Annotated in this window: 21 protein-coding genes; 17 read left to right on the forward strand and 4 right to left on the reverse strand. The window is 43.2% G+C overall.

Features of this window, described 5'->3' with window-relative positions; all coding sequences use genetic code 11:
• Nucleotides 1–131: 131 nt before the first annotated feature.
• The 6 genes from G604_RS0100680 (at nucleotide 132) to G604_RS13145 (ending at nucleotide 3,844) form a co-directional block, all read left to right on the forward strand.
• Nucleotides 132–380, forward strand: a complete 249-nt coding sequence (locus G604_RS0100680; RefSeq protein WP_028908856.1) for a DUF3791 domain-containing protein — start codon at nucleotides 132–134, stop codon at nucleotides 378–380.
• Entirely contained in the window at nucleotides 377–481 is a 105-nt protein-coding gene (locus G604_RS14925; RefSeq protein ID WP_081657595.1) for a DUF3990 domain-containing protein, read from the forward strand. The genes G604_RS0100680 and G604_RS14925 overlap by 4 nt, the downstream gene beginning before the upstream one ends.
• 16 nt (nucleotides 482–497) lie before the next feature.
• The gene (locus G604_RS0100685; RefSeq protein WP_028908857.1) at nucleotides 498–707 is read left to right on the forward strand and encodes a DUF3791 domain-containing protein; all 210 of its coding nucleotides are present in this window, start codon (nucleotides 498–500) and stop codon (nucleotides 705–707) included.
• Nucleotides 708–796: 89 nt separating this feature from the next.
• Nucleotides 797–1,888 carry a chain-length determining protein gene (locus tag G604_RS13140; protein WP_231376004.1) on the forward strand — a complete coding sequence of 364 codons (1,092 nt, stop codon included), beginning with the start codon at nucleotides 797–799 and terminating at the stop codon, nucleotides 1,886–1,888.
• Nucleotides 1,889–1,890: 2 nt separating this feature from the next.
• On the forward strand, nucleotides 1,891–2,931 hold the full coding sequence (locus tag G604_RS0100695; protein ID WP_051220136.1) for an EpsG family protein: 1,041 nt from the start codon (nucleotides 1,891–1,893) through the stop codon (nucleotides 2,929–2,931).
• A 7-nt stretch (nucleotides 2,932–2,938) separates the two neighbouring features.
• Nucleotides 2,939–3,844, forward strand: a complete 906-nt coding sequence (locus tag G604_RS13145) for a glycosyltransferase family 2 protein (protein ID WP_196801073.1) — start codon at nucleotides 2,939–2,941, stop codon at nucleotides 3,842–3,844.
• Nucleotides 3,845–3,864: 20 nt separating this feature from the next.
• On the opposite strand, the gene G604_RS0100705 is transcribed toward G604_RS13145, so the two are convergent.
• Nucleotides 3,865–4,923 (reverse strand): glycosyltransferase family 4 protein, encoded by a 1,059-nt coding sequence (locus G604_RS0100705; protein WP_028908859.1) that lies wholly within the window; start codon nucleotides 4,921–4,923, stop codon nucleotides 3,865–3,867.
• Between the two features lie 53 nt (nucleotides 4,924–4,976).
• Between G604_RS0100705 and G604_RS13150 the strand changes: the two genes are divergently transcribed.
• The 7 genes from G604_RS13150 to G604_RS14635 all read left to right on the forward strand — a co-directional run bounded on the left by G604_RS13150 (nucleotide 4,977) and on the right by G604_RS14635 (nucleotide 12,627).
• A complete protein-coding gene (locus G604_RS13150) occupies nucleotides 4,977–5,882 on the forward strand; it encodes a glycosyltransferase (protein WP_051220138.1) in 906 nt (301 codons plus the stop codon).
• Nucleotide 5,883: 1 nt separating this feature from the next.
• Complete coding sequence (locus G604_RS0100715; protein ID WP_028908860.1) at nucleotides 5,884–6,597, forward strand: glycosyltransferase; 714 nt, start codon at nucleotides 5,884–5,886, stop codon at nucleotides 6,595–6,597.
• Between the two features lie 19 nt (nucleotides 6,598–6,616).
• Nucleotides 6,617–7,651, forward strand: coding sequence for a glycosyltransferase (locus tag G604_RS0100720; protein ID WP_316928659.1), 1,035 nt, complete (start codon nucleotides 6,617–6,619; stop codon nucleotides 7,649–7,651).
• A 941-nt stretch (nucleotides 7,652–8,592) separates the two neighbouring features.
• Nucleotides 8,593–9,186, forward strand: a complete 594-nt coding sequence (locus G604_RS0100725) for a sugar transferase (RefSeq protein ID WP_410524355.1) — start codon at nucleotides 8,593–8,595, stop codon at nucleotides 9,184–9,186.
• A gap of 69 nt (nucleotides 9,187–9,255) precedes the next feature.
• Nucleotides 9,256–10,794, forward strand: a complete 1,539-nt coding sequence (locus G604_RS0100730) for a lipopolysaccharide biosynthesis protein (protein WP_028908863.1) — start codon at nucleotides 9,256–9,258, stop codon at nucleotides 10,792–10,794.
• 8 nt (nucleotides 10,795–10,802) lie between these two features.
• Entirely contained in the window at nucleotides 10,803–11,774 is a 972-nt protein-coding gene (locus G604_RS0100735; protein WP_028908864.1) for a glycosyltransferase family 2 protein, read from the forward strand.
• A 1-nt stretch (nucleotide 11,775) separates the two neighbouring features.
• Nucleotides 11,776–12,627 carry a DUF4422 domain-containing protein gene (locus G604_RS14635; protein WP_051220139.1) on the forward strand — a complete coding sequence of 284 codons (852 nt, stop codon included), beginning with the start codon at nucleotides 11,776–11,778 and terminating at the stop codon, nucleotides 12,625–12,627.
• A gap of 101 nt (nucleotides 12,628–12,728) precedes the next feature.
• Here the strand turns inward: G604_RS14635 and G604_RS0100745 are convergent, their stop codons facing one another.
• A complete protein-coding gene (locus G604_RS0100745) occupies nucleotides 12,729–13,190 on the reverse strand; it encodes a lipocalin-like domain-containing protein (RefSeq protein ID WP_036904307.1) in 462 nt (153 codons plus the stop codon).
• Nucleotides 13,190–14,764 carry a capsule assembly Wzi family protein gene (locus tag G604_RS0100750; RefSeq protein ID WP_081657596.1) on the reverse strand — a complete coding sequence of 525 codons (1,575 nt, stop codon included), beginning with the start codon at nucleotides 14,762–14,764 and terminating at the stop codon, nucleotides 13,190–13,192. Before G604_RS0100750 ends, G604_RS0100745 begins: the two co-directional genes overlap by 1 nt.
• 502 nt (nucleotides 14,765–15,266) lie before the next feature.
• Here G604_RS0100750 and G604_RS0100755 point away from each other — a divergent pair.
• The 3 genes from G604_RS0100755 to G604_RS0100765 all read left to right on the forward strand — a co-directional run bounded on the left by G604_RS0100755 (nucleotide 15,267) and on the right by G604_RS0100765 (nucleotide 17,066).
• A complete protein-coding gene (locus G604_RS0100755) occupies nucleotides 15,267–15,632 on the forward strand; it encodes a GxxExxY protein (RefSeq protein WP_028908867.1) in 366 nt (121 codons plus the stop codon).
• A 136-nt stretch (nucleotides 15,633–15,768) separates the two neighbouring features.
• Nucleotides 15,769–16,020 (forward strand): type B 50S ribosomal protein L31, encoded by a 252-nt coding sequence (locus G604_RS0100760; RefSeq protein ID WP_028908868.1) that lies wholly within the window; start codon nucleotides 15,769–15,771, stop codon nucleotides 16,018–16,020.
• Between the two features lie 92 nt (nucleotides 16,021–16,112).
• The gene (locus G604_RS0100765) at nucleotides 16,113–17,066 is read left to right on the forward strand and encodes a DNA/RNA non-specific endonuclease (protein ID WP_028908869.1); all 954 of its coding nucleotides are present in this window, start codon (nucleotides 16,113–16,115) and stop codon (nucleotides 17,064–17,066) included.
• A gap of 139 nt (nucleotides 17,067–17,205) precedes the next feature.
• Here the strand turns inward: G604_RS0100765 and G604_RS0100770 are convergent, their stop codons facing one another.
• On the reverse strand, nucleotides 17,206–17,877 hold the full coding sequence (locus tag G604_RS0100770) for a hypothetical protein (protein ID WP_028908870.1): 672 nt from the start codon (nucleotides 17,875–17,877) through the stop codon (nucleotides 17,206–17,208).
• A 210-nt stretch (nucleotides 17,878–18,087) separates the two neighbouring features.
• Between G604_RS0100770 and G604_RS0100775 the strand changes: the two genes are divergently transcribed.
• Nucleotides 18,088–18,642: a glutathione peroxidase gene (locus G604_RS0100775; RefSeq protein ID WP_028908871.1), complete on the forward strand. Its 555-nt coding sequence runs from the start codon at nucleotides 18,088–18,090 to the stop codon at nucleotides 18,640–18,642.
• Nucleotides 18,643–18,671: the final 29 nt, after the last annotated feature.

Below are 18,671 nucleotides of genomic sequence, written 5' to 3' on the forward strand. Positions count from 1 at the left end.
TATGTAGGTGGCCGCCATGTTGCGGCCACCTACAAAAGGATATATGTGTAACCTTGAGTTCCATCTGCACAACATGGGCGACGAATACTGCGCTGATGAAGTCATGCTGGAACTGGAAAATGCATGAAACTATGGAAATCTACTCAGATACAATAGACGATCGGAAAATTAGATTCGCAGTCATCGCCATTGAAGCAGCAGCGAAGAAGTTAGGCATATCACCCAGTACGTTCTGCGCTCGTTTAGACCATTATGACTTGATAGAGAAACGACTCTTCAAATATTATGACACGCTCCATACTCAAAGTCAGTCTTATGTTGCTGATGATATTATAGAAACCCTAAGAAATTACGAGAGAAGAGAAGGAGGTAAAGAATGAGCAAAATAGTTTTATATCATGGCTCTCTCGTTGAAGTTAGTCATCCCCTTGTCAATGTTGGTCGTAAAGATCTTGACTTCGGACAAGGATTTTACTTGTAAAAAACTATAAAAAACAATGCTGGAATTTACACTAAGAAGAAAAATAGCGAGGGTCATCAAACAACTTGCCGAAACTCTGAATATTAGTTTCCCGCGAGCCGTCGCCCTGTTCTACAGTACCGATACTTGCCGAAAGATGCATGACCCCAAGTATCAGATTCATTATATGTCTGACACTTATCTCGTCAACGATATCATCCAGGAACTTCAGAAAAAACAAGGCTAAACAAACACGATCATCACATGAACATCTATGATCTCCACCACCGATGGGTGGAACGAAAAAAACGGAAACAGGAAGAAAAGAAGAAAAGGATGGAAGAACAGATTACCCAAGAGGAAGAAAAGTCCCGGAAAGTTCTGACGCAGAAGGAGGAACAGCCAAGCCATAATGGAAAAGAGCTTAAGCAACTTGATTTTATTAAGATTTTTCAAATCCTCAAGAAACATATCCTCTTATATCTGATCACTTTCCCTGCAGCAATCATCATCGCTTATCTTCTTGTTGCTTCTGAACCCAGATATTATACTTGTACCGTTAAAATGGCGCCGGAATTCTCTAGTATGAGTTCCAGTTCCATCAGTGCTCTAGCATCATCCTTCGGTGTTGATCTCAGTTCTGGTGGTTCTTCTGGTAACGATGCTATTATACCAGAACTCTATCCAGACCTGATGCAGTCTGTAGATTTCAAAACAAGCATGTTTGATGTCCCTATCACGACATCTGACGGAAAAGTGAAGACAACTTATTACGACTATTTACATAAGTATCAGAAAACTCCTTGGTGGAACAATATTTTTTCGAAACTTTTCTCCAAGAAGAAAACGGTAGAAGCAGACAGTGCCGTTAATCCTTTCAAACTCACGAAGACACAGTCTGATATCGCCAACACAATCGGAGGTAACATCACCTGCAGTATTGATAAAAAGAATTATGCCATCTCTATTTCTGTGACCGACCAGGATCCGCTCATCTGTGCCACTATTGTAGATACTGCAAAAGCCCGCCTTCAAGATTTTATCACAGAATACCGCACACGAAAGGCACGCAAGGATCTTGCTTACACACAATCATTATACAATACCGCGAAGGCTACCTATGAGAAAACTCGTAGAGCTTATGCAGCCTACTCCGACGCTAACACGGACGTGACACTTCCCAGTGTTCAATCAAAGTTGGAAGACATGGAGAATGACATGCAGTTGAAATACAATACTTTCACGCAATATAGCCAGCAGCTCCAACAAGCAAAAGCCAAACTGATTGAGCAGACGCCTGCATTCACGACCATTCAGAATGCCACCGTTCCTGTCAAGCCCGCGGGCCCGAAGAGGATGATTTTCAGCCTTATCATTGGAGTAATTGTTATTTTCATAGATTCTATCTATGCCTTTATCAAGCAATAGGGATGATCATCATTGTTTTTTCCCTGGCTGTCATCGTTGCCGTCCTGTTTCTGCTAGAAGATTATCTGGGGCCTTATAAATTACCGATATATCTCGTTCTTGTCCTCATTTTTATTCTTGTTGCCGGCTTTAAGGACATGGACAGCGTAAACGATGCCTATAATTATGAATTTATTTTTGAACATTATGATGATCCAATCTTAGCAAAAGGTGTTGAATTTTCCTATCTTTGGATATCAAAAATCTTTTATCATTGGTTTCATGATGTACGCTCCATATTTTTATTTTATGCCATACTCGGAGTAAGTCTGAAATTCATTGCATTCCGGAAACTTTCCCCGATCATCTTCCTCCCCGTTCTGTTCTATCTCAGCAACTACTATCTGCTTCATGATCTGACACAGATCCGTGCTGCCGTAGCATCGGGATTTTTTCTTTTCTCTATATACTATTTAGACCGAGATAAAAAAATTGCGTTTCTTCTGATATTATGCGCATTATTTTTTCATTACTCTTCAGCGGCCTTAATTCCTCTTCTCGTTCTAAAAAACAGTAATATTGAAGGTAGGAAACGATATCTTTGGGCATCTATCATTCCCATAGGTTACATCTTGTATTTCCTACATCTCAACCTCCTGTCATTCATTCCTATCCCTTATCTCGCAAACAAGATCGAAGCCTATCAGAGTCTGGCAGAGAAAGGAATCGTCGGCAATGAAATCAATGTTTTTAACCTGGTGTTCCTTGTCAGGATATTGATTTTCTACTTTAATCTCTACTTCCTCGATACTATCAAGATATTCAACCAACGTACGCCCCTACTTCTGAAGATAGACGCATTCTCTCTTTTCAGTTTTCCGGCCTTGGCAACAATCCCCGCCATTGCATTTCGAATAACTGAACTTTTGGGAATTGTAGAAATCTTACTCATGTCAAATATCTTATATACCATCAAACAGAGAAGCATTGCGAATGGAGTAGTCATTTTTGCAGCTTTCACACTTTTGATGATAAACGTATTCTATTTGCATTTGCTCGTCTAATATGGATGTGTCCATCATTATCGTAAATTACAATACAGGAGAACTTATCAAAGACTGTATCCAATCCATCCAGGAAAAGACGAAGGAAGTCTCCTATGAGATTATCATCGTAGACAATCACTCAAAAGAATCTATAGATCAGTTTGTTTTCTCCGGTCAAGCCGATATTAGAATCATTAAATCAGAAGAAAATCTCGGTTTTGGAAGAGCAAACAATTTAGGAGCGAAGTATGCTGCTGGAAGGAATCTGTTTTTCCTAAATCCTGATACGATTCTGAAAAACAATGCCATTAAGCTACTCTCCAACTATCTGGACCAACACCAAGAAGCAGGAGCTTGCGGCGGAAACTTATTCGACTGGAAGGAGCAACCAACCCTATCCTACCGTCGCATTCTTCCCGGTACATTGTGGGACCTTTCTGAGTTAACCTTCCATCGTCTGGAGATGCTTCTATTTGGAAATAACTGGCAATTCAACCATTCCCAACATCCCATCGCTGTGGGCTATTCTTCAGGCGCTGACCTTATGGTCAAGAAAAAAGTCTTTCAAGAGGCTGGTGGCTTTGACCCTCTCTTCTTTATGTATTATGAAGAGACTGATCTCTGTCTGCAGATCAAGCGCCTGGGTCATCACGTCATAAATGTACCCCAAGCACAGATTATCCATCTCGAAGGAAAGAGTTTCGTGACGGATCCTAACAAGAAAGCGAACCCTATCAGTCTGAGATACTCGGAACAAAGCAGGAGAAAGTATTACAAGAAAAATGTTGGAACGTTCTGTAGATTCTTAAACTATCTTTTATATCCTGCCTTTCTGCATCTTGCCATCAAACTCTTTAACAAGAATGAGAAGGCACTCGACTTTTATCAAACTATATTAACCGTCTATCAGGCTGAAGAGAAACACCGATGATCAGTATACGCTGAAAGAAATTATAGCAATGCCTCATATACTTTCATATGTTCGTCAGCACAACGTTTCCATGAGAAAAGTTTTACACGCTGGTCGCCTATAGCTGTGAGATCCTTGCGCCTGTCCTCATCCTCCGTCAACTTAGTCATCACTGCCAACATTGAGTCTGTGTCTGTCGGCTCAAAGTATTCTCCGGCTTCCTGACAGATTTCCGGGAAGCAACTGGCTTTTGAAAGGGCCACCGGACAATGATTTGCCCATGCCTCCAGAATCGGCATCCCAAAACCTTCATAAATACTGGGGTAAATAAAGAACAAGGCATTTTCATACAGTGCACGCATTATCTGTTCGTCGGCAGAGATATGAATCATAGATTCTTCTATCCCTAACTGATGAAACATTTGATGCTCTGCCGTTGTAAACGGATCTGAAGTACAAACCACCTTCACTTCCGGAAATAGTTGATGATAGGCAGAAAAAGCCTGAACAAAGCGTTCAAAGTTCTTATAGCTGGCACGCACGCCAACATAAAGGATATAGGGTTGGCCTATAGGATCTAAGAGATGTTCCTGGGTGTCAAAGAGTTCGATGCCGTGATAGATGACATGCACCTTTTCTTCATCGACATCAAAATATTTCAGCAAATCATGCTTCGTATTCTCACTAACCGCAACAATCGCATCCGCTCTTTGCAACGCAACTCGCTGAAGGGCAACACGGTCGGGCTGTGGAAAATAAGTGAGATAATTGGCGTCGTGATAAGTAACCACCAAAGGCTTATTGCCTAACTGCTTGTAGAAATAATGATCAAAATCTGTCTGATGCATCACGTCATACTGACGCTTCCCCACCCGATAACAAGTGTACGGCCGGTTGAACAAGGACAGAATGCGATTCTGCCCTCTGAACTTCTTGGGATATGTCTGAAATAGATGTTTGGCATGAACATACTCATTGCAAGACCACAGCGCCGTAGTTGCCCAGGAGTCACGGGGTAATGAATTGATCATCATCGCAAAATATTTCGACGCGCCTCCATATACTTGATAAAACAGGGTATGGTCAAATAATACTTTCATCCTTTTTTTGGATGCAAAAGTAAAGAAAAAAAATCATATTCACGAACTATTCTATGAAAGTTTTAATCTTACTATCTACATACAACGGACAACGATATCTCTCAGAATTGTTGGACTCCCTTGAAAAACAATCCGGGGTAGAAACAGAAATCCTTGTCAGAGACGACGGGTCAAAGGATGATACAGTTGAGATCTTAAGGAAATATCAACAGAAATATGGGAACCTGCATATCCATCCCGACATAAATCAAGGGGCTTGCAAGAGTTTTCTTTCTCTTATTGATCTAGCGTCAAAAAAGACATATTTTGACTATGCTGCCTTCTGCGACCAAGATGATGTATGGCTTCCCAATAAGTTGTCGGCTGCAGTTACGTTGATGCAAAGAGAACATACAGACTTCTATTATTCCCCCTATCAACTGGTGGACAAAAACCTTCAGCCTCTCCATGATAACGACCATTTCCTACCCATCAAACAGCTTGGCCCTAGCCTAGTATATAACTCCGTGACCGGTTGTACCATCCTTTGCAGTAAGAAGGTGATCGATATGGCAGCATCTTCACATCCTGCACAGATTATGATGCATGACTCGTGGATATTCAAGGTAGCGCTAGCCAATCAGTGCGGTGTCTCTGTTGACAACAAGTCTTACATCCTTTATCGGCAACATGGTGACAACGTGATTGGTGGAACTGAGACTGCTTGGAATCGGTTGAAAAGAAGATGGTATAATTTCTCTCATCCCCGATGTGAAAGATCCTTGGAGGCTGAAGAGCTATACCGAAATTACTACGACGTAATGAACCATGAGGATAAAAGTCTTATGGACAAAATCCATCAATACAAAAAAAAGAATCTATTTCAACGTTTCTTAATAGCCTTTGATCCTTTATTCCGGACCGATAAAACGATCAACGACCTTATTTTCAAAATAGCCATTCTTACGAAAAGATTTTAAAATGATCAGCGTTTGTATTGCCACGTTTAATGGTGAAAAATATATCCAGGAACAACTCCTCTCTATCCTGCCCCAATTAGAACAGAATGACGAAATAATCATTTCTGATGATCATTCCTCTGACCATACGATAGAAAGAATTGAAAGTCTCAATGATCCCAGGATAAAAATAGTTCTTCATAGTGCCGAGCCTTGCCGCTTCCTAATTGATCATTCTACCCATAATTTCCAAAACGCACTCCGACAAGCAAAGGGAGATATCATCTTTCTTTCCGACCAAGATGACAAATGGACAGCAGATAAAGTCTCTGTAATGAAAAAGCAGTTACAAGACTACGATCTTGTCGTTTCTGATTGCTACGTCACAGACGAAAGACTGAATATCATACACCCTTCCTACTTCAAGATAAGGAATAAAACTTTGGGGATTTGGGATACCTTTTGGAAGTCTCCTTTCCTGGGAAGTTGTATGGCCTTTCGTAAAGAGGTATTACTGAAAGCCCTGCCTTTCCCCTCTTTTGGTGTAGGTCATGATCTATGGTTAGCCCTTACCGCAATAAAGTATTTTCGGCTACATTACATCGACCAACCATTGTCTTACTATCGGAGGCATGCCGATGCGGTTACGGAAAGTGGAATGAGAAATACCTCCTCTTTTTTCTTCAAAATAAGATATAGACTTTTCGTTCTCTACGCCATTATCACAAAATTATAATTCGTTGATTATGACAATCATGCAAGTCATCACACGCTCTGAACTTGGTGGAGCTCAAAGCGTCATGGCCAATATAGCTAACGCCCTCTGTCAGCATCATCATGTCATCGTCATCGCTGGTGAAGGTGATGGGAAACTATGGGATATCCTTGACCCGAAGATCACAAAGATCTCCTGTCCCTTTCTCCAAAGAAAACCTTCATTACTCCGAGACCCTCAAGCAATATGGTTCCTGAGAAAACAATATAGGATATACAAGCCCGACGTGATCCATCTCCATTCTTCAAAAGCTGGTCTTCTCGGTAGGATCGCATTCCCGTCATCAAAAATCGTATATACGGTTCATGGGTTCGACTCCATCCGACTCAAATACAGGAGCTTTATTCCCATTGAGCGCTTTTTCCAATACTTATGCCACTTTATCGTAGGCGTGAGCCAGTATGACGAGAAGAACCTGAAGGCTGAGGGGATCAGACGGAATGTTTCTTACATTTACAATGGTATTCCTGAACCGAAAACAGATTCGCACACGCCGCTGTCATGCAAAGGATATGAGAAAAAAGTCCTATGCATCGCTCGGATCAGTCAACAGAAAAGATTTGATCTCTTCCTGGATGTCGCCCGTCGTCTGCCGCAATATGCCTTCGTTTGGATCGGTAATTTGGAAGAGGTAAAGGATATACCCAACAATGTTTTTATGATGGGAAATCTCGTCAATGCCCAAGCCCATTGCGCTGATGCGGATCTGTTCTTCCTGCCCTCTAACTACGAAGGCCTGCCCATGGTCATCATTGAGGCAATGAGCCATGGAAAACCTATCGTTGCTTCTGAGGTCGGTGGAATCTCTGAGATCGTCCGTAATGGTGTCAACGGCTATACCGTTGAGAATGATCCTGCGGAAATGGCGGAAATCATTCAGAAGATGATCGAGGATCCGCAACTTTGCAAACAAATGGGACGGCAATCAAGAAAAATCTTTGAAGATAAACTCACCTCTGAAAGAATGATTGCCCGATACATGGATCTCTATCAAAAAATAGCTGGAAAGATGTAAAATTTCAATAACCTTTCGAATATATACCGGTTTTTTCCTTCGACGAATCACCCCTCGTTTTTCACCCCTCAAAATTCGCGTATTTTCAATCGAACAAGCTATTACCCGGAAATACGCGATTCTCAGCAGAGTTAGTATCCTTCTGATATCCAACGGGTTAGCAAATATCACATTTTCTTATCGCATATATATTCGCATAAAACCATCATAATTACGCCAAAAATGATGGAATTATGCAGATTTTCTACGCTATTTACGACCCGTAAACAGCATCAATACGAAATTCTGCACGAAAGATAGAAAATTTTCTATCGTGTTTACGCTCAGAAAACACCTGTTTTCCGCCTCCGACGCCCTCTTTTCCCCATTTTTCTTCCTAGATTGCAAGTGCAATTTGTCAAAAAAAATGGAAAATCTCAATTTTTCGCCAAGATTATCTCTATGGCCCGCACGTTTTTAGCGGCAGAATAACCTTCGTTTGGCTATGCCTTGATACTTCCTAAAAATTCTTTCAATGTATAAACAGGTATAGAAGAGAGATTAAAATCTTTCTTATTTCTGGGCCACCGGATAAAACATGTGGGCGAGATGCCTCCATCAATGATCATCAATATTTCATCAATTTCATCAGCGCCTCATAAAATAATCATTTTTTTGCCAAGGCATCGCATCAATTGACGGATATCGTTGATTCTCGTAGCGCCAATGTATTGATGATATTATTGATGATCATTGATGGAGCTATTCCCACAGGAAATATCCAGTGTCCCAAATTTTGCCAAACTTTTTAGAATATTCAGGCAATAAAAGTTAACATCTTTCGTTTTACGAGTATGAACAACATAGAATATCGAAGCAACATGGAAGAAAATGCTATTCAGATTCCTATCTATGTCAAGTGGAACGACGAAAAGGATAACCCTCGTTTTATCCCTGACGGAATGAATGAATTTGAACGCAATGTGAAGCGGCTCGGTGACTTCTTCATCGCCGCCGGATGTCTTGTGGTATTCTCTCCCCTCTTTCTAATCTGTGCTATCTTGATAAAACACGAGGACGGCGGGCCCGTCATCTTCAAGCAGGAACGTATCGGACGGTTCGGACGACCCTTTACGATCTACAAATTCCGCAGTATGAGAGTGGACGCTGAGAAAAACGGACCACAACTCTTCGGCCACGGTCACGACACACGCATGACAAAAATCGGACGGTTCCTCCGGGATCATCATCTCGATGAACTGCCGCAGTTATGGAATGTAGTCAAAGGTGATATGGCCTTCATCGGGCCGCGACCGGAACGGAAATACTATATCGACCAGATCATGCAGCATGACAAGCGCTACGAGTACCTCTATCAGATTCGTCCCGGCGTAACGTCTTACGCTACCTTATATAATGGTTATACCGACACGATGGAGAAAATGCTCCGCCGTCTTGACCTTGATCTTTATTATCTCGAGCACCGCTCCTGGTGGTTCGACACGAAGATCCTCGTCAAGACCTTCATCAACATCGCGTTCGGAAAAGTATTCTAAAGCCTCCCCGCCACCCCCTCCCCAAAAGGGAGGGGATGATTGTGGACTTAAGATAATCGTTGATCATTTATGGCAGCTGATAACAAGAAGATAGCCAAGAACTCTATTTATATGTACATCCGAATGGGTGTCACTATCCTGGTCGGTTTTTATACCTCGAGAGTGATACTCCAGGTGTTGGGCGTACAGGATTATGGTATCTATAATGCAGTCGGTGGAATAGTAGCTTTGTTCACTTTCTTGAATACAGCTATGACTGAAGCCACGCAGCGTTTCCTTTCTTATGAGTTAGGAAAAGGTGACAAAGTCCAACTGAGAAATACCTTTTCCATGTGTCTCAATGTGCATATGATCATTTCGATGATCATCGTACTATTTTGTGAGATTATTGGCTTGTGGCTGTTCTATCATAAGATGGTTATCCCGTCTGACAGGCAGAATATAGCTTTCTGGGTATTCCAGTTGTCTGTTATCACCTCCGTCTTGAATGTTACACAGGTACCCTACAATGCCTCTCTCTTTGCTCATGAGAAATTTAATGTATATGCCGTATTTCAAATAGGGAAAACGGTATTACAACTTTTATTTGTCATAGCCCTTCAATTTATACCTTTTGATAAACTCCTTGTTTATGCAATATTGGTATTCATTTGCAACCTGACTTTCGTACTACTCAATCGATTGTACGATATAAGAATGTTTGAGGAGTGCCATTATATTAGGTATTGGGATAATCATCTTTTCAAACAAGTGATGGGATACACGTCTTGGAGCCTCGTGGGAAACCTGTCCAATACGCTAAGTGATCAAGGAATAAACATCCTCCTGAATATGTTCTTCGGACCTGTTGTCAATGCAGCAAGGGGCATCGCTATGCAGGTGCAAACGGCTGTGGCATCTTTAGTATTCAATTTTCAGGGCGCTTCTATTCCTCAGATTGTAAAATTATATGCTTCGGGGGATAGAGAAGCCGCCATTAAACTTGTAAACAACAGTTCTAAAATATCTTTCTACTTCTTCTATATCCTTGTAGTTCCTGTCTGTTTTGAGATGCATCAGTTATTGCATATTTGGCTGGGACACGTTCACGATTATATGGTATCTTTTTCCATTCTGACTTTGCTGAGCATCCTTTGCGCAGCATTCGGAGGGACTTTAGGTTTCCTCATTCAGGCAACAGGCAAAATAAGAAGATTCCAACTTTTTATTAGCATCGCCAATATTACAATCTTTGTAGCTTCTTATTTATTTCTGAAATTAGGATTTCCACCATATTCGCCATTGATTATTACGATAGTTATGAAGTTGGTGATCGATCTCTATACATATTTTGAAATTCGAAGATTGATGGATTATCCAATCATGTCTTATTTTAAATCATTTCTATTCCCTTCATTAATTGTTTCTGTTTTGGGACTGGTCGTTCCTGGCTTGTGGTATCTCTGTTTACCAGAGGATCTTTTGAGATGCATATTATTAATTTCAACAACTATCACTATCAATGCTTTGATTATCTTCTTTGTAGGTTTTAAGCATCATGAAAGAATATGGATTATTCATCTATTAAGAGGAGTTCTGTCTTCGCGAATTAAGAAAGAATTAAATTAACAGAAAGTATGAATTTACTTACGATACTGATTACGACATACAACAGGAGTCCTTATATCAAGGTTCTTGTAGAGCGTTTCTCAAGATATATTGAAAAAGGACTGGAGTTTAAGGTCCTTATCAGTGATGACTGCTCTAAGGATGATACTGAGCAACTGTGCCTTGAATATCAAGAGCAGTACGACTGGCTCTCGTATTACCGATTGGAGAAGAATTCCGGTATGGACGCAAACTTCAGAAATGCTTATGCTCATTGTGAGACTAAGTACTGTTGGCTGTTGGGAGATCACCGATATATAGACTTCGACGAGATGAAGACGATATTGGATGTTCTCTCCCAAGAAAAATACGATGCGCTAATTTTAAGGTGCAGAGATGAAGTAATCTATCCGGATAAGGAGTACACGGATATCAATATTCTGTTCCGAGAATTGGGAATCAATATTACCAACAATGCCTCTTGTATTATACCTACATGTTTCTTCAACGAATCCATGTATCAGCGTTTTAAGGGTACCACATTCCTTCACATGGGTATACTCATAGAAGGGCTAGCCGCTAAACAGAGTTTCAACGTAAGGTATCTGTCAAAGGTTGTGGCAAAGAATCTCGAGATAGATGGTTTCTCTTATGTCGGTTGGAATAATCATCCCTTCTTGAACTTCGGTAAGTATTGGGTGAACTTTATATTCTCCCTTACTCCGCAAATTGACGTCCTCAATAAAGCTTATGTATTGAAACTGCATAATAGAATCACAGGTCTGTTTGACATAGGATCAATTCCCCGAAAGATGGCTGTATATGGAGATGTATTCATTAAATCCTACAAGGAGGGCCGACCATACATGAAGTATGCTACGGACAAGCCCTTGTGGTTACTGGATTTATTGATTCTCTTCATCCCAAAGAGCGTCTATGGCTTCACAAGAAAGATATATAAAAAGGTGAAGAAACTGAGAACTAGAGGAAAAATACAATAAGATGGATAAATTAAAAATTTTAGTATGCTGCCATAAGGCAGATCCAAACACAAGAACGCAGAAGCCTTATCTTCCCATTCAGGTTGGTAAGACTTTACACCCGGACCTTGATCTGGGCTTCATCTGCGACAATACCGGTGACAACATCAGTGAGAAAAATCCTTCCTTCTGTGAATATACGGCTCTATACTGGGGATGGAAGAATCTGAAGAATGTTCAATACTGTGGTCTGTGCCATTACAGAAGATATTTTGATCTCAATATCAACGAGAACAATATTGACTCGTTGTTGGCAGATTGTGATATGCTTGTGATCAAGCAGGATTACCCCATGCTAAGTAAGAAGGAACGCCTGAACAACCTTGTTTGGGTTACTTCTGCTGAGGATGCATATCTGTATCTGGATACTATCTTGTCCATGTATCCACAATATAAGAACGAAATCATAGATTACTTCTATGACTCTAAGTTGAGCCTTCCTTTCTCTATGTTTATCTCATCAAAAAAGATATTTGATGAATATTGTGATTTCGTCTTCCCCGTGTTGTTTGAGATGGAGAAGAGGATGAAACCTCATGGATATACAAGACAGAAGAGAGCTATCGGATACTTCGGAGAAGTTTCCTTGGGCTTATTCATTATGTGCAAAAAACTTAAATACAAGGCTATTCCCTTGAAAGCGTTTGGATCTGCCAAACAACCTCATTCTTTAAAAGCAAGTATTCATCGAAGGATAAAGACATTTTTGTATAGTTTGCTGGATTTAGGGAAGACACCAAAATCTCTGACATGTGGAGATGCTTATAAAGTGGGCTTCAAACAGGATGGCATAGAACTGAAAGCGCTGAAATAACCGCTCACGACGCTTGCCGAAAATGGATGGCAAACGACGCAATGAATTCACACCGTCATTTCCCCCGCCCCGAAAAGGGCGGGGAGCAGGGGGTGAGGCTTCTACATTTTCTTAAAATAAATCTTCACCGTCTTCGATGTCAGCACCATGCGGCTGCCTGTCAAGCTCTCTACCTTAAATGATGTGTAGAGTCCCGAGAGACCGTAGAGATTGAGCTTGCTCGAAGCGAAATCAGTAACGGGAATATCGCCGCCGCCACCTTCCTGACCACTGTCCTCATGACCGTGATTGGCATAAGGCTCATAGATGCGGAGACTGTCACCGCTATGGTCAAAACGACAATAATAACCACGATCATCCTTTACATAATCATGGATCCACATCAGTTTATGTTCAATGCCCCAATAACGCTTTTCCGACATTAAATCAGTTGTGCCTCCTGTGGCTAACGTATCTACACGTTGCATACGCCAGTTTCCGTCGAGATCACCGTTATCACTCGTCTCCAGTTCACACGAGGCCATCAGGGCAGCCACGCAGAGGATGGGAAATATCTTTTTCATCATAGTTTCAATAATCCTTTTTTAGCAATCGTCATCTGTAAGCCGGCATTATGCCCGAGAATGGCACCGAAGTCCATACCGTAGCCTGCCGTCAGCTGCCAGCCGTGCGGGAAGAGATAGTTGGCTTCCACGAGGAAGCTGACATTATGATGGATATCATCATAAGGAATGCCATACGTTCCCAGTCCGTCTTGATAACTGACGAGGACACGATAGCCCAACCGCTCTGATGGCTGACCGTCGAAGCCGAGATGCCAGGCATTGAAACGGTTGTTGTCGACATGGATCGTCCCGTCCTCATTATAGATCGGACTGCGGTAGAGGGGATTGCCGACGACCTGGCCCCAGTGCTGCCAACCCGTGAAGTTGGCATGGTTGTAGTAATCATCCATACCGGCCATGTGGTCGGGGATATTCCTCGTATGGTCGTGGTTGTACGGACCGCTCTGATATTTCGTATAGAGATGTTCGATGACGATATCGCGCAGCCAACGGCTGTAGTGGAGGTTCAGTTCGAAACCGATCATATTATCCTTCAACTTATACAGATAGTAACGGAGCTTCTCCCACGTCATGTAGTTGTCGCCACTGCCGTAGCCGTCATAGTCGAGGAAGAACATCTGACTGTGATCCTCAAAGAAATGGTCGTAATAGAGATGAGCACTCCACAACTCCGCATCCCAGTTGATACGGCCCACCCACGAGCCGAGCTGGTTGCCTTCCTTGTTGCCATAGACACCATCCGTGGCATCACTGCCGCCGGGGAGGAACACGTTCCAGAAATCCTTCAGACTGTGACCGCCCTTAACGACAGGGACTTTATCATTAGGACGGTAACTGGTACCGCCAAACTGCGCCGCCATCTCCAGTCCGAGTTCCACGGAGAAGGGCTTGAAAGCCTCGGGCTTGCCGATCATCAGATAACCGGCCTTGGAATGAATGAGCACATCAGAAGTGTATTTCGACTGTCGGTTCGTGAAAGATGCTTCCCAATTGTCATCGGTATACATACCATAGGAGATATGTCCCTTGATATGGAACCAACGGCCAAGGGCAGGGATCGTCCAGTATTTCGGCAGCGCCAGACGGACCTCGGGGAACGGACGGGCATTGATGCCGAGCGTCTGGGAGCCACTGCTCAGTCGGTCGTTCTTCAACTGCAAAGGCTGCTCTTTGGCACCGATGGTCAGCACGCCATGAAGCCAGCGGCCTTCGATATAGGCCTGTTGAAGGATCACCTTACTCTGATAATGGACGGCACCGGCCATATCCACGCCGTAGCCGATGCCCCAGCGGCGCGTAGAGTCATTGTCCAACGAACGGTAGAGTTGGCCACGGAGATAGCCGTTGCCTTTCTCCAGAGAACTGAGGCCGTATTTGTTGGCATTGAGCCACAGCGGCGTCTTTCCCTTCGACCCGGAAGCCTGCAGCTCCACATCGTAGGTCAGTCCGTGCAGCGGCTGCAACTTCGTCTTCACCGGTTCCTCATCCCACTGCCACGCATACTGGGCACGGAGTCCCGCAGGCGCCAGCACCAGGACTGCCACGGAAAGCCATCGTACTGATTCTTTCATCTTTTTTGAAATTGACGTTTTGAGGATAACGCTTTTCTCCACCTTTTATTATATAGCATCGGATTTAACAACGAAACACAGAACTGTTATGGCAACGGATTTCACGGATCTTCACGGATAAAAAGATCCGTGGAAATCCGTGTGTTCCGTTGCAAATATTTTCCTCTGTTTCGTTGCTACTTTTTTAGCAACGGATTTCACGGATCTTCACGGATAAAAAAATCCGTGGAAATCCGTGTGTTCCGTTGCAGAAACTTTCCTCTGTCTTGTTGATTTTTTTTTGCAACGGATTTCACGGATCTACACGGATAAAAAATCCGTGATAATCCGTGTTTTCCGTTGCAAAAACTTTCCGTGATAATCCGTGTATTCCGTTGCAAGAACAACTACCTTGGAATGTTATGAAAAAGCAAACATTATTATTTTATGTTTAAAGAGTTGCATTTTTCAAGAAAAGACAATATCTTTGCTATAACTTATAGAACTAAAAATATTACGCTATATGCTACTATATCAAGATCTCTCAGACAAAATAATTGCAGCTTTCTATGAAGTGGCAAAGCATCTTCCCGCTGGTATGGAAGAGAAAGTTTACGAAAGGGCACTAATCTACGAACTCCGTCAGCAAAGGTTGCATCCTAATGACCAACAACATCTCACGGTAACCTACAAAGGAATGATTATCGGTGAATACATACCCGATATTGTCGTAGACGATAAGATCATCCTTGAACTGAAAGCCGTAAACAAGATAGCCCCCGAACATAAAGCACAACTTATTAACTATCTTGCCATAACAGGTATTCGGGTAGGATATGTATTAAATTTTGGTGACACAAGAGCCTTTGCTAGACTCATCAGAGGATAGGGTGCCTGTTTTTATGCCTTGCCCTCAAAAAAATCCCGTAATTGTTTGGCTGTTCGGGGAAAAAGCCGTAACTTTGCAAACTGTTACGGATTACCGTGGCAAGATTAGATTATAAACATTATATTTTAAAACAAAAATGAAAAAAGGTATTCATCCCGAAAACTATCGCCCCGTCGTATTCAAGGATATGTCCAACGGCGATATGTTCCTTACACGTTCTACATGCAAGACTACAGATACAGTAGAATTTGAAGGCGAAACTTACCCCGTGGTAAAAGTTGAAATCTCCAGCAGCTCTCATCCGTTCTACACTGGTAAGAGCAAGCTCGTCGATACAGCTGGTCGCGTAGACCGCTTCATGAACCGTTACGGCAAGCTGAAGAAGTAATACCGACGATATACAGAAGAATAAGCGCGCCTCATCGTAGTTGCATATGCGATGAGCCGCGCTTTTTTGGTCTCTTTACAATATATCTATAAATGAAACTGAACATTCATCATCTCCTCTTTCTCCTCCCCCTCTCCCTCCTTCTCGCTGCCTGCGGGGGCAGTGACGACGACACGCCCAATACTGATCCTTCTACCGTCAACAACAGTAACCGGAACTTCCCCACGGCCAATGCCAAGGAGATCTACCGACTGGAGTTCCCGAAGGTAAAAGGCGGCAACAGTGTCATCCTCACGAAATATTCCGGTGACGAGGTCAACTACAGCGTGGAATGGGATAAGGATCTCAAGGCTGCCCGCTGGTCCGTCTATGAGATGACGGAGAGCAACAGCAAGAGCAACGTCAAGCGCTATTCTGTTGCCTACGGTACTTCCGATTTCTGGTCAAAACAATATCCTACAGACCCCGATATGCCACAGCCCTACGGCTGGCAGGCCGGAAAGAGCACTGATCCTTACTGGGGCTCAGGATACAGCCACGGACATCTCTGTCCTTCCGCCGATCGTCTGAACTCTTCAGAGTCCAACTATCAGACGTTCTATCTGACTAATATGTCACCGATGAACCAAACGTTCAACGCCGGCGCATGGGCTGCCATTGAGAATTTCGTCCGTACCTCCTTCCGTACAACGCTCAGTAATGATATCAGTAAGTATCAGGATCACAACGACACCCTCTATGTCGTCAAAGGCGGTACCATCGACAGTGAGAGCTACATATTGAAACGGACAGCGAAAGGAATGATCGTCCCGATGTATTTCTTCTGCGCCATGCTCATGAAGAATCATGAGGGATACAAGGCCATCGGCTTTTGGATTAAGCATGACGCCGACAGCCCCACAAAGCTCTCTGCCTCCGTGGTCAATATCGCTACCCTTCAACAACTGACGGGTCTCGACTTCTTCTGCAACCTTCCCGATAACACCGAGAACGAAGTGGAGAATCTCCCTAAAGAGAAGGTCATGAAAGCCTGGGGAATCAATTGACAAAGATCCTCTTGCAGGGGCCGGCCCTTGTGGCGGCCCGATGCCGGTACGGCATACCCCTAAGGAACAATTTTACTTTATGATTCGGCGTTCCGCCGACGGGCCGCCACTAGGGACGGCCCCTGCAAAGGGAACATGTCTATTTGCGCAGCACCGTGCTGTTGACCGTCCATGTCGGCGCCTTCACGCTGTGGCCGAAGGTCTTAGCCGTAGAGGTCGACGCAGCCCTGCTGCCGTAGCTCTTGGCATAGCTGCTGTTGTTGCGGATGGTCTTGAAATAGAACGCGTCATTCGTGTTCGTGCCGTAAGCATAGCCATCGAACGTTCCCTTGTTGCCATCCAAATAGAATCCGATATTATTCTTGGGATTGATATCCATGACGAATACTTTGCCATCAGCATACTTCATATAGATATCCTCCGTCTGCTCATCTACATACCACGAGAACTCCAATGTCTGCGTGTTCCCCTGATTATCCGTGTCGATCTCCGTACCATTACCGCTCAGGGAATTGGTATCATACTGAGCAAACGTCCATTTGATCCCGAAATTGGAGACAGTATTCTCGGAAGCCGTCAGATACTCCATCGTTCCTATCCACTGACCATTCAACGTCTGGGCCAAAGCCAGGGCTTCATCCTCCTGACCGTCGTAAGGATTATTATAGTTGTAGTTCCAACTGTAGCCATTGTCATAGTAGGGATCATCATAATCATCCCACCAGTTCCAATAGTCATCATCACAACTCGTGAAGGCCAACGGCATTGCCGCTACAGCCAGCATCACCATGTATGTACTAATCTTTTTCATATTCGTAGTCTTTTTAATTTTCTGTTGCAAATTTATATAAGATTTCTTAACCCGACAAGTATAATTCTCCTATTCTATAAGGGGGATTTCCCTATCTGTAAATCTTTTACTATTTTCTTTGCGCCGTTTGCAAAAAAATGAGTATCTTTGCAACTACATTCCAATATAAAACAATAAAAGTATAGATATACAGAAACTATAAAACAAAAAATGAGAACGGTTTACGAATTCTCTGTCAAGGACAGAAAAGGCAAGGAGGTATCACTCCGGGAGTATGCCAACGAAGTACTCCTGATCGTCAACACAGCAACAAAATGTGGCTTCACCCCTCAGTATGAGGAGCTCGAGAAACTCTACGAGAAATATCACAGCCAGGGCTTCGAGATCCTCGACTTCCCCTGCAACCAGTTCGGACAGCAGGCGCCGGGCACTGATGAGAACATCCATCAGTTCTGCAAACTCACCTACGGCACGGAGTTCCCGCAGTTCAAGAAGTTGAAAGTCAACGGTGATGATGCCGCTCCCCTGTATAAGTTCCTCAAAGAGCAGAAAGGCTTCGCCGGCTGGGATGAGAGCCATCCTATCTACCCCGTCCTCGACAAGATGCTCTCTGAGGCTGATCCGAACTACAAGGAGAACCCCGACATCAAATGGAACTTCACGAAGTTCCTCATCAATAAGAAAGGACAGGTCGTCGCTCGCTTCGAGCCGACGGAGAAGCTTTCCAATATCGCCAAAGCCATTGAAGAGCTGCTGAAAGCCTAACTATCCCCTACATAACGACGGGCACGTTG

Origin of the sequence: Prevotella sp. AGR2160, assembly GCF_000424185.1 — a bacterium.
Classification (GTDB): Bacteria; Bacteroidota; Bacteroidia; order Bacteroidales; family Bacteroidaceae; genus Prevotella.